The organism is Knoellia sp. LjRoot47 (assembly GCF_964253435.1).
Lineage (GTDB): Bacteria > Actinomycetota > Actinomycetes > Actinomycetales > Dermatophilaceae > Knoellia.
In genome coordinates this window covers 2,877,143-2,889,600 of sequence record NZ_CAXUQS020000001.1, presented here as the reverse complement: position 1 = coordinate 2,889,600, position 12,458 = coordinate 2,877,143, and the positions used below count along the sequence as shown (strand labels likewise).

At 70.4% G+C, this 12,458-nt stretch carries 12 protein-coding genes; 8 read left to right on the top strand and 4 right to left on the bottom strand.

The features are described 5' to 3' along the window. The first annotated feature begins 3 nt into the window (after window positions 1–3). On the top strand, window positions 4–876 hold the full coding sequence (locus ACSQ11_RS13945) for an EamA family transporter (RefSeq protein ID WP_436006373.1): 873 nt from the start codon (window positions 4–6) through the stop codon (window positions 874–876). Between the two features lie 32 nt (window positions 877–908). On the opposite strand, the gene ACSQ11_RS13940 is transcribed toward ACSQ11_RS13945, so the two are convergent. Next, the gene (locus ACSQ11_RS13940) at window positions 909–1,892 is read right to left on the bottom strand and encodes a TerC family protein (protein ID WP_436006796.1); all 984 of its coding nucleotides are present in this window, start codon (window positions 1,890–1,892) and stop codon (window positions 909–911) included. A 483-nt stretch (window positions 1,893–2,375) separates the two neighbouring features. On the opposite strand from ACSQ11_RS13940, the gene ACSQ11_RS13935 reads away from it, so the two are divergent. Next, complete coding sequence (locus ACSQ11_RS13935; protein WP_436006371.1) at window positions 2,376–3,200, top strand: alpha/beta hydrolase family protein; 825 nt, start codon at window positions 2,376–2,378, stop codon at window positions 3,198–3,200. Here the strand turns inward: ACSQ11_RS13935 and ACSQ11_RS13930 are convergent. Together ACSQ11_RS13930 and uvrB are read right to left on the bottom strand one after the other, a co-directional pair. Further along, window positions 3,164–3,520 (bottom strand): MmcQ/YjbR family DNA-binding protein, encoded by a 357-nt coding sequence (locus ACSQ11_RS13930; RefSeq protein WP_436006369.1) that lies wholly within the window; start codon window positions 3,518–3,520, stop codon window positions 3,164–3,166. The genes ACSQ11_RS13935 and ACSQ11_RS13930 overlap by 37 nt on opposite strands. Before the next feature lie 52 nt (window positions 3,521–3,572). Beyond that, window positions 3,573–5,687 carry an excinuclease ABC subunit UvrB gene (uvrB, locus tag ACSQ11_RS13925; RefSeq protein WP_436006367.1) on the bottom strand — a complete coding sequence of 705 codons (2,115 nt, stop codon included), beginning with the start codon at window positions 5,685–5,687 and terminating at the stop codon, window positions 3,573–3,575. An 11-nt stretch (window positions 5,688–5,698) separates the two neighbouring features. On the opposite strand from uvrB, the gene ACSQ11_RS13920 reads away from it, so the two are divergent. Continuing rightward, the gene (locus ACSQ11_RS13920; RefSeq protein WP_436006365.1) at window positions 5,699–6,781 is read left to right on the top strand and encodes a Gfo/Idh/MocA family protein; all 1,083 of its coding nucleotides are present in this window, start codon (window positions 5,699–5,701) and stop codon (window positions 6,779–6,781) included. Here ACSQ11_RS13920 and coaE read toward each other — a convergent pair. After that, window positions 6,766–7,941, bottom strand: a complete 1,176-nt coding sequence (coaE, locus tag ACSQ11_RS13915) for a dephospho-CoA kinase (RefSeq protein WP_436006363.1) — start codon at window positions 7,939–7,941, stop codon at window positions 6,766–6,768. The genes ACSQ11_RS13920 and coaE overlap by 16 nt on opposite strands. Before the next feature lie 286 nt (window positions 7,942–8,227). On the opposite strand from coaE, the gene ACSQ11_RS13910 reads away from it, so the two are divergent. The 5 genes from ACSQ11_RS13910 to ACSQ11_RS13890 all read left to right on the top strand — a co-directional run bounded on the left by ACSQ11_RS13910 (window position 8,228) and on the right by ACSQ11_RS13890 (window position 12,454). Next, window positions 8,228–9,358 (top strand): glycosyltransferase family 2 protein, encoded by a 1,131-nt coding sequence (locus tag ACSQ11_RS13910; protein WP_436006361.1) that lies wholly within the window; start codon window positions 8,228–8,230, stop codon window positions 9,356–9,358. A gap of 60 nt (window positions 9,359–9,418) precedes the next feature. Next, window positions 9,419–9,667, top strand: coding sequence for a hypothetical protein (locus ACSQ11_RS13905; protein WP_436006359.1), 249 nt, complete (start codon window positions 9,419–9,421; stop codon window positions 9,665–9,667). Between the two features lie 10 nt (window positions 9,668–9,677). Next, window positions 9,678–10,496, top strand: a complete 819-nt coding sequence (locus ACSQ11_RS13900; protein WP_436006357.1) for a sensor histidine kinase — start codon at window positions 9,678–9,680, stop codon at window positions 10,494–10,496. Beyond that, window positions 10,493–11,239 carry a response regulator transcription factor gene (locus ACSQ11_RS13895; RefSeq protein WP_436006355.1) on the top strand — a complete coding sequence of 249 codons (747 nt, stop codon included), beginning with the start codon at window positions 10,493–10,495 and terminating at the stop codon, window positions 11,237–11,239. The genes ACSQ11_RS13900 and ACSQ11_RS13895 overlap by 4 nt, the downstream gene beginning before the upstream one ends. A gap of 135 nt (window positions 11,240–11,374) precedes the next feature. After that, entirely contained in the window at window positions 11,375–12,454 is a 1,080-nt protein-coding gene (locus tag ACSQ11_RS13890; RefSeq protein ID WP_436006353.1) for an ABC transporter substrate-binding protein, read from the top strand. The last annotated feature ends 4 nt before the right edge of the window (window positions 12,455–12,458 follow it).

Here is a 12,458-nt window from a genome sequence, read left to right as displayed (position 1 = left end):
GGGGTGTCGCGCGTCAGCTCGGTCCCCGCACCCCTGCTCGTCCTCGCCGGGGTCGTCTCCGTCCAGTTCGGCGGGGCGCTGGCCGCCACCCTCGTCCCCGAGATCGGCGCCGGCGGATCCGTCGTCATGCGACTGCTGTTCGCGACCGTCATCCTCGTTGCCATCGCGCGCCCCCGCTTCCGCGGGCACTCTCGCCGGGCCTGGCTGACGGTCGTCGGCTTCGGCCTGGCACTCGGGTTGATGAACTTCACGTTCTACGGCTCGCTCGCCCACCTGCCGATCGGTGTCGCCGTGACGATCGAGTTCCTCGGTCCCCTGCTGCTCGCCGCCGTCCTCTCACGCCGCCTCCTCGACCTCGCCGCCGTGCTCGCGGCCGCGGCCGGCGTGCTGCTCATCTCGGAGGCGTTGTCCGTCCCGTTCGCCGAGCTCGACTGGACCGGGCTCGGACTCGCGGCGACAGCGGGAGCGTTTTGGGCGGCATACATCATCTTCAGCGGCCGCACGGGGGCCGAGTTCGACAAGCTCGAGGGCCTGGCGCTGGCCATGATCGTTGCCACGGTCGTGACGCTGCCCTTCGGGATCGCGTCGGTGCCCGACTGGGATGCCAGCACGCTGGCGCGGGGTCTCGGCATCGCGGTGCTGTCGTCGGTCCTGCCCTACTCGCTCGAGCTCGTCGCGCTGCGCCGGCTCACGGCCAAGGTGTTCGGGATCCTGCTCAGTCTCGAGCCGGCCGTGGCGGCCCTCGCGGGACTGCTCGTGCTCGGGCAGGTCCTCCACGGCACCCAGCTCCTCGGGATGGCGCTCGTCGTCCTCGCGTCCGCGATCGTCCTCGGCCTGGGAGCACGCAAGGACCCCGCCGAGTCGACGGGGTCCTAGCGGCCTTCACACGGCGTATGCCGTCGCGCGGGTCAGGCGTTGATCTCCTGCTTGGCGTCGCGCTTGGTCTTCCAGAGGCTGGCGACCGTGGTGACACCGAGGATGACGACGATGGCGCCGAGCGAGACGGCGATCGGGATCTCCGGGACGTCGAAGTGCTCGCCACCGTTGATGAACGGCAGCTCGTTCTCGTGCAGGGCGTGCAGGATGAGCTTGACGCCGATGAACGCGAGCAGGACCGACAGGCCCAGGCTGAGGTAGACGAGCTTCTGGAGCAGGCCACCGAGCAGGAAGTAGAGCTGCCGCAGACCCATGAGCGCGAAGAGGTTCGCGGTGAGGACGAGGTAGGGCTCCTTGGTGAGGCCGTAGATCGCCGGGATCGAGTCGAGCGCGAAGAGGAGGTCGGTCGTGCCCAGCGCGAGGACGACGATGAAGAGCGGCGTGACGACCCGCTTGGCGTTCTCCTTGGTGAAGAGCTTGCTGCTCCACTCCTTGGTCGACGGCAGGGTGTTCTCCACCCACTTCATGAACCGGTTCTCCTCGTACTCCTCGTCGTCACTCTCACCCTCGGTCGCGAGCTTGACCGCGGTGTAGATGAGGAAGGCGCCGAAGATGTAGAAGACCCACGAGAAGTTGTTGATCGCCGCGGCCCCGAGCCAGATGAAGATGCCGCGCAGGACGATCGCGATGATGATGCCCCACATGAGGGCGGTCTGCTGGAACTTCTCGGGCACGGCGAACTTCGCCATGATGAGCAGGAAGATGAAGAGGTTGTCGACCGAGAGCGAGTACTCCGTCAGCCAGCCGGCGTAGAACTCACCGGCGAGCTGGCTCCCGTGGCTGACCCACACCCAGATGCCGAAGAGCACCGCGGCGCCGATGTAGAACGACAGCGCGCCGACGAGCTCCTTCGTCGACGGGCGGTGCGGGTTGCGCGCGATCATGATGACGTCGAAGAGGAGGACGGCAGCGGCCACACCGATGGTGAGGAACCACTGCCAGGTGGCGACGTTCATCGACGGCGTCGCAGCCGCGAGTGTGCTGAGGGTGTGCAAGTGCGGAACCTTCCGAGGGTCGGGTACGTGTCCCGGAGGTCTCTCCCGCCCGTGGGGCTGGACCGGATCCCCGGGCCTGTCGAACGGCCGTGATGACGAGGAGTCCGCGCTGGGGATACTCCCCTCCGCTGGTCCAGATTCTCTCACGGCTTCGCTCGTGAGATGAATCTTGACCACCGGAGTGGGCCCGCCCTCCGCTGACACGGCTTCGCTCGTGAGATGAATCTTGACCACCGGAGTGGGCCCGCCCTCCGCTGCACGCGCGGAGCGCATCGCAAGATGTCGTCCACGTGGAGTGGGCCCGCCCTCCGCTGGTCCCACCGCGCTCGACCCGACTCTGTCTCGCTCCACCCCGGATGCCAACCGGGGTCGAGCCCAGCATGATCGGGTGACCCGATAATGCTGGCGGCGGGCACGGTGGGCACGGCGGCCTAGGCTGCGGTCGTGCCCACCCGCCGCTCGCTCCTCCTCGCCGCGGCAACACTCCCCCTCGCTGGGTGCACCACCAGCCCCGACCCCGGCACCAAGGAGCTCACGACCATGCGCGTCACCTACGGGGACGACCCGTCGCAGTTCGCCGAGCTCACCCGGCCCGAGGGCGAGAGCAGGGGCGTCGTCGTCGTCATCCACGGCGGCTTCTGGAAGGCGGAGTACGACCTCGAGCTCGGCCGCCCTCTCGCCCGCTCCCTCGCCGAACGCGGGTGGACGGCCTGGAACATCGAGTACCGCCGGGTCGACGCCGGCGGTGGCGCCCCCGCCACGTTCGACGACGTGCACGCGGCGATCGAGCGCCTGGCCGGCCTCGAGGGAGTCGACACCACGACGCTGCTCACGCTGGGGCACTCGGCCGGTGGTCACCTCGCGGTCTGGGCCGCCGGACGGCAACGGTATGCCGCGTGGAGCGGTGCGACGGTCCGGGTCACCGGCGCGCTGTCGCAGGCCGGCGTGCTCGACCTCGTGCAGGCCTCGCAGGACGACCTCGGCTCGGGCGCGGTCGAACGGCTGCTCGGTCACCGGGCCACGGCCGCCGACGAGGCCTGGGACCCGCAGCAGCAGCTGCCCCTCGACGTACCCGTCCGGTGCGTCCACGGGCGGGTCGACGACATCGTCCCCCCGAGCCAGTCGAGCGACTACGTCGCGGCAGCCACCTCCGCCGGTGCGGATGCTGCGGTCGAGCTCGTGGACGGCGACCACTTCGTCGTCATCGACCCGGACTCACCGGCGTGGTCGCGTCAGCTCGAGCTGCTCGAGGAGCTCGGCGGACGCTGACTGCGCGGGAGCTTGGCGACGACGAGGTCGTAGGACGTGTCGACCGCCTCGCGGATCGCGTCGTCCGGGATCGCCCCGCCGACGACCAGGGTGTTCCAGCCGTGGCGTCCGATGTAGGGCATGACCGACGCGTCCTGCGGGAACTCGGCGAGCCACTCGTCGGCCTCGGCGCGGGTCCCGAGCTTGACCCCGACTCCCCCGCCACCGAGGAACGCAAAGATCTTGTCGCCGACCTTGGCCACGTCGTCGCCCTCCCACGGCTGGTCCGCCCACGCGCCGGGCTTGCCCAGCGCGTAGACGGACAGCTCCTCGGGAGTCACGCTGCGTTGCCCACCCACGAGCGGCCCGAGGAGCCCTCCGGGGCCCGACGGCTCACTTGGTGGCCTCGCTCATCTGGCGGAGCTCCTTCTTGAGGTCACCCAGCTCGTCACGCAGCCGCGCCGCGAGCTCGAAGTGCAGGTCGGCAGCCGCCTGGTGCATCTGCGTCGTGAGCTCCTGGATGAGGTTGGCGAGGTCGCCCGCGGCCATCCCGGCGAGCCGGTCGGTGCCGACCGTGACGGCGTCGGCCGCCAGGGCACCCCGGCCACCGCGCCCGCCGTCGGCCTTGCCACGCGACCGCGACCGGCCGGACCCGAGGAGCGCCTCGGTGTCGGCGTCCTCGCGCTCGAGCATGTCGGTGATGTCCGCGATCTTCTTGCGCAGCGGCTGCGGGTCGAGGCCGCGCTCGGTGTTGTAGGCGATCTGCTTCTCGCGGCGACGGGACGTCTCGTCGACGGCCTCGGCCATCGACGGCGTGACCTTGTCGGCGTACATGTGGACCTGGCCCGAGACGTTGCGCGCCGCGCGACCGATCGTCTGGATGAGCGAGCGCGCCGACCGGAGGAAGCCCTCCTTGTCGGCGTCGAGGATCGACACGAGCGAGACCTCGGGCAGGTCGAGACCCTCGCGGAGCAGGTTGATGCCGACGAGGACGTCGAACTCGCCCAGCCGGAGCTCGCGCAGCAGCTCGACCCGTCGCAGCGTGTCGATGTCGGAGTGGAGGTAGCGGACGCGCACCCCCTTGTCGAGGAGGTAGTCGGTGAGGTCCTCGGCCATCTTCTTGGTCAACGTCGTGACGAGGACACGCTCGTCCTTGGCTGCCCGCTCGTTGATCTCGTGCAGGAGATCGTCGATCTGGCCCTTGGTCGGCTTGAGCACGATCTCGGGGTCGACGAGACCGGTGGGCCGGATGATCTGCTCGACGACACCGTCGGCCTGGGCGAGCTCGTAGTTGCCCGGCGTCGCGGACAGGTAGACGGTCTGCCCGATGCGCTCGAGGAACTCCTCCCACTTGAGCGGGCGGTTGTCCATCGCCGACGGCAGCCGGAAGCCGTGGTCGACGAGGGTGCGCTTGCGTGACGCGTCGCCTTCGTACATCGCGCCGATCTGCGGGACGGTGACGTGGGACTCGTCGAGCACGAGGAGGAAGTCCTCGGGGAAGTAGTCGAGGAGGCAGTTGGGGGCAGTGCCGGCGGTGCGGCCGTCGAGGTGCATCGAGTAGTTCTCGATGCCCGAGCACGACCCCACCTGGCGCATCATCTCGATGTCGTAGGTCGTGCGCATGCGCAGGCGCTGGGCCTCGAGCATCTTGCCCTGGCTCTCGAACGTCTTGAGCTGCTCCTCGAGCTCGTGCTCGATGCCCGCGATCGCGCGCTCCATCCGGTCGGGCCCGGCGACGTAGTGCGAGGCCGGGAAGACGTACATCTCGGTCTCCTCGCGCACGATCTCGCCGGTGAGCGGGTGCAGCGTGTAGATCTTGTCGATCTCGTCGCCGAAGAACTCGATGCGCACCGCGAGCTCTTCGTACTGGGGGATGATCTCGACCGTGTCGCCGCGCACCCGGAAGGTGCCGCGGGTGAACGCGAGGTCGTTGCGGGAGTACTGCATCTGCACGAACCGGCGCAGCAGGTCGTCACGGTCGAGCTCGTCACCGACCCGGAGCTGGACCATCTTGTCGACGTACTCCTGCGGCGTGCCGAGGCCGTAGATGCACGACACCGACGCGACGACGATGACGTCGCGCCGGGTGAGCAGCGAGTTGGTCGCCGAGTGGCGCAGCCGCTCGACCTCGTCGTTGATCGAGGAGTCCTTCTCGATGTAGGTGTCGGTCTGCGGGACGTAGGCCTCGGGCTGGAAGTAATCGTAGTAGCTCACGAAGTACTCGACCGCGTTGTCCGGGAGCAGCTCCCTGAACTCGTTGGCGAGCTGGGCGGCGAGCGTCTTGTTGGGCGCCATGACGAGCGTCGGGCGCTGCACCTGCTCGACGAGCCACGCCGTCGTCGCCGACTTGCCGGTGCCGGTGGCACCGAGGAGCACGACGTTCTGCTCGCCGCGGTTGACGCGCTCGGCGAGGTCCTTGATCGCGGCCGGCTGGTCACCGGCGGGCTCGAACTCGGAGACGACCTTGAAGGGCGCAACCGTGCGCTTGAGGTCGGTGGTGGGACGCATGCCTCCACGGTATGCCGTGCCACCGACAGTGGGAGGATGGGCCGGTGACCCTCACCGCGCTCCCCACACCCCGCACCCCCGACCCCCGTTCCGCCCCCGCGCTGCGCTGGGGCGTCCTCGGCCCGGGCTACATCGCCCGCGAGATGGCCACCGCCCTGCGCGCCGAGACCGACCAGGTCATCCAGGCCGTCGCCTCCCGCGACCTCGGCCGCGCGCAGACCTTCGCGGACGACTTCGGTGCGCACACGGCATACGGGTCCTACGAGGAGCTCGTCGCCGACCCGGACGTCGACGCGGTCTACATCGCGACCCCGCACTCCGAGCACCACGCCCAGGCCCTCCTCGCCCTGGGCGCGGGCAAGCCGGTCCTCGTCGAGAAGGCCTTCGCACGAAACGCCGCCGAGGCGCGCGAGGTGCTCGACACCGCCGCCGACAGGGGGGTGCTCGCGATGGAGGCGATGTGGACCCGCTACCTGCCCGGTGTCGACGTGGTCCGCCAGTGCCTCGAGCAGGGCCTGCTCGGCGATGTCGAGAACGTCTTCGCCGACCACGGCCAGCCGCTGTTCCCCAACGGCCCGCAGCGGCTGTCCGACCCGGCGCTGGCCGGTGGCGCGCTGCTCGACCTCGGCATCTACCCGACGTCGTTCGCGTCGTTCGCGCTCGGTGGCATCGACACGGTGACGGCGACCGGTCGGCTCACCGACGACGGCGTCGACGCCGAGGAGACCATCCTCGTCACCGGCAACGGCGGCGGCCGGGGTCTGCTCCACGCGACGATGACCTCGCGGACACCCACCACGGCGAGCATCAACGGCACCGCCGGCCGTCTCGAGCTCGGTGACCCGGACGACCCCAACAACCGCTGGTACGCCCCGTCACGGGTCCGCTTCGTCTCGCGTGACGCCGAGACCGACGTCTCGTGGGAGCCCGAGCGCCGCGAGCACGGCCTGCACTTCGAGGTCTGCGAGGCGGCGCGCCTCATCGACGCGGGCCGGACCGAGAGCCCGCTCCTGCCCGCTGCCGAGACGCTGCGGATCATGGAGGTCCTCGACGAGGTCCGCGCCCAGGTGGGGGTCCGCTACCCCGGCGAGTGAGCCGCGTGGGCCAGGACCCGCTCGTGCACGGAGTCGAACCACGGCTCCTTGGCCGCCGCGTAGTCCGACGGTGTGAGGCCCTTGCCGAGCAGCTCCATCTTGAGCGCGGCGTACTCGTCGCGGGCCGACTCGTCCGACCGGAGCCAGTCGCGGAACGCCAGCGCCCACTCGTAGCCGGGGCTGCCGACCTCCCGCACGTGCACGTGGGCGACCCGGCCGGGGTCGGCGCTGCCGTGGAACCGTTTCGGCCACTCCTCGCCGTCTTTGGCATTGTCGTGCGTGATGTCGTCCACCCGCGGAAAACCGGTGCGCGCCAACGTCTCCACGAAGTCGGCGGCATCGGCGTCGGCGAGTGAGGCCACGCCCACCTGGATGTCGATGACGTCCTTGGCGGGCAGCCCCGGCACCGAGGTCGACCCGATGTGCTCGACCGTCGCGGCCCTCACGCCGAGGGCCCGTTCGATCCTCGCGACGAGTCTCGCCGCCTCGGCGGCCCACTCCTCCCGCGGCTCGCTGAGCGTCAGCGCATCGGGACGACGGACCCGTATGCCGTGCAGCAGGTTCTCGTTGTAGGGCTCGAGCCGCTCGGCCCAGAGGCGTCGCACCTCGACGTCGAGCTGGCCCGGCGTGCCGTTGTTGTCGACCCACACGTCGGCGACGGCCCGGCGGGCGTCGTCGTCGGCCTGCGCGTCGATCCGCGACCGCGCGTCCTCCTCGCTCATCCCCCGGTCCTTGACGAGCCGGGCACGCCGCTCGTCCTCCTCGACACCGACGACGACGACGAGGTGGTAGTCGGCGCCCATGTCCTTCTCCACGATGAGGGGCATGTCGTGGACGAGGATCGCGTCCGCGGGCGCCTGCGACAACAGGTCGGCGGTGCGTCGCCAGATGGCAGGGTGGGTGATGGCCTCGAGGTCGGCCAGGGCCTCGGGGTCGGTGAAGACGAGCCGGCCGAGCGCGGCACGGTCGAGCGCGCCGTCGGAGCCGAACACCGGGTCGCCGAACCGCTCACGGATGGCGGCGAGGGCCGGCATACCGGGTTCGACGACCTCTCGCGCGACGGCGTCGGCGTCCACGACGACCGCACCCAGGTCGGCCAGCGCCCGGGCCACCGTCGACTTGCCGGACCCGATACCGCCAGTGAGACCCACGCGAAGCATGGGCTCAACGTACTCGGCGGGCCGCCTGCGGGTGTGGACCAGTCGACGCGCCGCCTGCATCGAGAACTGGCCCGAAAGGACTATGGCGCCCTGATCCCGGGCGACGACGGCGGCGTGACGAGTGCGAGCCAGTTTTGCCGAAGTCGGGAAGAACCCGTGCAGATCTCAACTACCAATGGGTAACAGCGGCTCGTCAACACCATCGGCTCCCGCCCTCGGTGACGCGCGTCGTCACCGACACCGACGGTGCCGGGCTCCCCCACCATCCCACCGAGGTACCGCACCGATGACCCACGTCCACGCTCCCGGGCACGGACCGAGCCCCCTTCCGGCGACGGTCGCCCGCGTGTTCGCGATCATCCCGGCGCACGACGAGGCAGCAATCCTGCCCGGCGTCCTCGGAGCCGTGCGCCGCCAGGTGCAGTCCGACCGCATCCTCGTCGTGGCGGACAACTGCACGGACGACACCGCGGACATCGCGCGCGCGAACGGCGTGGGGGTCCACGTCACGGTCGACAACGCCGCGAGGAAGGCCGGCGCCCTCAACCAGGGTCTCTCGGTGCTGCTCCCGACCCTCGACGACGACGACGTCCTGCTCGTCATGGATGCCGACACCGAGATCGCGCGGGGGTTCGTCGACGCGGCGGTGCGGGCGCTCGCCGAGGACCCGGAACGTGGCGCGGTCGGTGGCATCTTCACCGGCACCGATCCCCGGGGATTCCTCGAACAGGCCCAGGCGAACGAGTACGCCCGCTACGCCCGTGAGGTCGAGCGCACCCGCCGGGTGCAGGTGCTCAGCGGCACCGCGTCCGTCATCCGGGTGAGGGCGCTGCGCGAGGTGGGCAGGGCTCGCGGCACGCTACTCCCGGGCACGCCCGGCGAGGTCTACGACGCCACGGCACTCACCGAGGACATGGAGCTCACCCTGGCCCTCAGCTCGCTGGGCTGGTCGCTCAGCTCACCGGCTGCCTGCCGAACGAGCACCCAGCTCATGCCGACCGTGCGCGCGCTCCAGGACCAGCGCCTGCGGTGGTACCGAGGCGCCATCGACAACCTGCGCACCTACGGCTGGACGCCGGTGACGCGCCGCTATGTCCGTCAGCAGGTCATGCTCGCCATCGGCGCACTGGCCATGGCGCTCTATCTCACCGTCATGATCGCCGACGCCGTCCTCGGCCGGATCGGGTTCCAGCCGTTTTGGGCCGGCGTGGGCGTGCTGTTCGCCCTCGAGCGGGTCGTCACCGCCTGGCACGCCGGGTGGCGTGGACGGGTGCTGGCGGTCCTCCTCGTGCCCGAGCTCTTCTACGACGTCCTGCTCCAGATCGCGTTCGTCCGCGCGGTCCTCGCCTCCCTGCGCCGTACCGAGGGCGAGTGGCGCCACGACACCGCGCCCCCGCGGCGGCGTGTACCCGCCTGACCCCCGAGCCCCTCCCCACGTCCACCCCTGCCACCGACCGACGTCCCCCGAAAGGACTCCATGTACTCCGCTGCACCCATCACCCGTCTCACCCAGGGCGCCGGCCTCACCGCCGGTGGCGTCACCTCGGTGTGGTCGAGCGGTCTGCAGACCCTGCACGTCATCGTCGCGGTGACGTCGCTGTTCGCCCTGGCCCTGGCCATGCGCAAGCTCCTGCCCGCGCGCGGCGGCAGGTGGGTGCCCTCACCCGTGAAGCGGGCGGATGTCCTGTCGAGCACGTGGGAGGGGCCGCAGACCGCCACGTCGTAGGGTCGGCACCATGACGTCGGCCCTCCAGGTGGGTCTCGTGACCACGGGGCTCGCGACACTAGCCCTTGCATGGTGGGTCGCGCGGCTCCGGGCGGCGTTGCGGCGCAGCGGTCACGAGATCGCCCGGCTGCAGGGTGTCGCCCTGCGTCGCGCCGACCAGGTGTCCGTCCTCAGCCACGAGGTCCGCACCCCGCTCGCCCTGATCAAGGGCTCGGCCGACCTTCTCGCGGAGGAGACCCCGGGGCCGCTCACGCGGACCCAGGCGAAGTTCGTCGACACCATCTCCGGCAGCGCCGACCACGTGATCGAGCTCGCCGAGGACATGCTGGCCCACGCCCGGATCGAGGCCGGGCTCTTCGAGGTCCACCTGCGCCAGGTCGAGCTGCGGGCCTACCTGCGCTCGGTCGTCCAGGAGCTGCGCCAGGTGCACCGGCACCGCGCGATCGCCCTCGATGCGCCGGGGCCACCCACGCGCGTCCATCTCGACCCGCAGCTCATCCACCAGCTCGTGAGCAACCTCGTCGCCAACGCACTGAGGCACGACGAGGGGATCGGCAACGAGGTCGTCGTCCGCGGCCACACGGCCGATGGCAACGTCATCCTCACGATCAGCGACCAGGGCCGCGGGATGAGCGAGGAGGAGCGGTCCAGGCTCTTCGAGCGCTTCTCGAGCAGCGCCCCCATCGGCGAGGGCACCGGGCTCGGGCTCTACATCTCGGCGCACATCGCAGAGCTGCACGGCGGCCGCATCCTCGTCGACACGATCGCCCAGCACGGGACGACGATGCTCGTCGCCTTCCCCGCGGGCGAGGACAAGGGCGCCTCATGAGTGCACCGCTCTGGAGGGCGCTCGTCGTCGAGGACGAGCCCGCGATGCGCGACATCATCACCTTCGCCCTCGAGACCCAGGACTTCGACACCGTGACGGCCGGCACGGCCGAGGCCGCCTGGGCGGTCATCGCCGAGCAGCAGGTCGACCTCGTCGTCCTCGACGTCATGCTCCCCGGCATGTCGGGCATCGAGCTGTGCCGGCGGATCACCTCCACCCGCCCGGTGCCGGTCATCCTCCTCACGGCGCTCGGCGAGACGTCGCAACGGATCGCCGGGCTAGAGGCGGGTGCGTCCGACTACGTCACCAAGCCGTTCCACCCGCGCGAGCTCGCCCTGCGCGCGGCCGGCCTCGTGCGCCGCTCCCCCGTGCGCGACGGCGCCCTGGCCCAGTCGGGACCGGTGTCGCTCGACCTGCGGGCCGCGACGGCATACGTCCGCGGGAAACGGGTGGACCTCACCCCCCACGAGTACCGCCTCCTCGCGGCCCTCGTGACCCATCCGGACGAGGACCTGCCCTTCCGGCAGCTGCTGCTGCTCGGCTGGGGCGAGGCCCAGCTCCTCGGCGGGCGCGAGCTGCTCAAGACAGCCGTCTACCGCCTCCGCCTCAAGCTCGAGTCGGTCGACCCCGCAGCGCGCGGCTGCATCGCGAGCGTGCGCGGGGTGGGCTACCGCTACTCCGTGCCGGCGACGGACGGACCGGACGGCCCGGCGACGAACGGGGCCGGCGACGAGGCCCACTGACGAGTCGTTCGGTCACAGGACGGTGACCGTTCGCCGCCCGTGTCGTGACCGTCGACCCACTCGGCTCGGCCTAGGGTCGGCCCCCAGCAGGCCGTAAGCACCCACGGTCGGTCATTGACAAAGGAGTCAACCGCCATGTCCCGTACCCGTTCGTCCGCGTTCCTCCTCGCCGTCCCCCTCGGGCTCACGGCCCTCCTCGCGGCTTGCGCCGTCGAGGAGCCCTCGGGCTCCCAGGCCGGCTCGGGCTCCGGGTCCGGCCAGGGCAGCGGCGAGGTCGTCGTCGCGTGCACCCCCCAGGAGGAGCAGTGCCAGGCCATGGCGGCGGCCTTCACCAAGGCCTCCGGCATCAAGACCTCGTTCGTGCGGATGAGCTCGGGTGAAGGCGTCGCCCGACTCGACGCCGCGAAGTCCAAGCCCGAGTTCGACGTCCTCTACGGCGGCCCGTCGGACGGCCACGTGGCAGCGTTCAACGCCGGCCTCATCGAGGCCTACAAGAGTCCGAACGCCGAGAAGATCCCCGCCCAGTACAAGGACGCGGACGGCAAGTGGACCGGCACCTACGTCGGTGTGCTCGGGTTCTGCTCCAACAAGGACCAGCTCGCCAAGACCGGCGCCAGTGCACCGGAGTCGTGGGCCGACCTGCTCGACCCCAAGCTCAAGAAGCAGGTCGCCATCGCCCACCCGTCGACGTCGGGCACGTCCTACACGGCCGTGTGGACGCAGATGGTGCTCAACGGCATGGACGAGGCCAAGACATTCGACTACCTCGGCAAGCTCCACCAGAACGTCCTGCAGTACTCCAAGAGCGGCTCCGCCCCGGGCCAGATGGCCGGACGCGGCGAGGTCGCCGTCGGCGTGATCTTCAGCCACGACTGCGTGAAGTACCAGAAGGAGGGCTTCGACATGCTCGAGAGCACCTTCCCGAGCGAGGGCACCGGCTACGAGATCGGTGCCGTGTCGATGGTCAAGGGCGGACCCAACGCCGAGAACGCGAAGAAGTTCATCGACTGGACCCTCACCCCCGAGCACCAGGACATCGGGCCCACCGTCGGCAGCTTCCAGATCCCCACCAACCCCGACGCCAAGATCACCGAGGACATGGTCAAGCTCGACGAGATCAAGCTCGTCGACTACGACTCGCTCGCCGCCGGCGAGAAGAAGAAGGCGCTGACCGCACGGTTCGACGCCGAGGTCGCGCCCGCCCCCAAGGAGTGACGGC

Excerpts from the sequence above, each read along its gene's own strand:
- ACSQ11_RS13940 (WP_436006796.1), bottom strand. The coding sequence starts at position 1,892 with ATGAACGTCGCCACCTGGCAGTGGTTCCTCACCATCGGTGTGGCCGCT.
- uvrB (WP_436006367.1), bottom strand. The coding sequence starts at position 5,687 with ATGCGTCCCACCACCGACCTCAAGCGCACGGTTGCGCCCTTCAAGGTC.
- ACSQ11_RS13920 (WP_436006365.1), top strand. The coding sequence starts at position 5,699 with ATGCCGTGCCACCGACAGTGGGAGGATGGGCCGGTGACCCTCACCGCG.
- coaE (WP_436006363.1), bottom strand. The coding sequence starts at position 7,941 with ATGCTTCGCGTGGGTCTCACTGGCGGTATCGGGTCCGGCAAGTCGACG.
- ACSQ11_RS13910 (WP_436006361.1), top strand. The coding sequence starts at position 8,228 with ATGACCCACGTCCACGCTCCCGGGCACGGACCGAGCCCCCTTCCGGCG.
- ACSQ11_RS13905 (WP_436006359.1), top strand. The coding sequence starts at position 9,419 with ATGTACTCCGCTGCACCCATCACCCGTCTCACCCAGGGCGCCGGCCTC.
- ACSQ11_RS13900 (WP_436006357.1), top strand. The coding sequence starts at position 9,678 with ATGACGTCGGCCCTCCAGGTGGGTCTCGTGACCACGGGGCTCGCGACA.
- ACSQ11_RS13895 (WP_436006355.1), top strand. The coding sequence starts at position 10,493 with ATGAGTGCACCGCTCTGGAGGGCGCTCGTCGTCGAGGACGAGCCCGCG.
- ACSQ11_RS13890 (WP_436006353.1), top strand. The coding sequence starts at position 11,375 with ATGTCCCGTACCCGTTCGTCCGCGTTCCTCCTCGCCGTCCCCCTCGGG.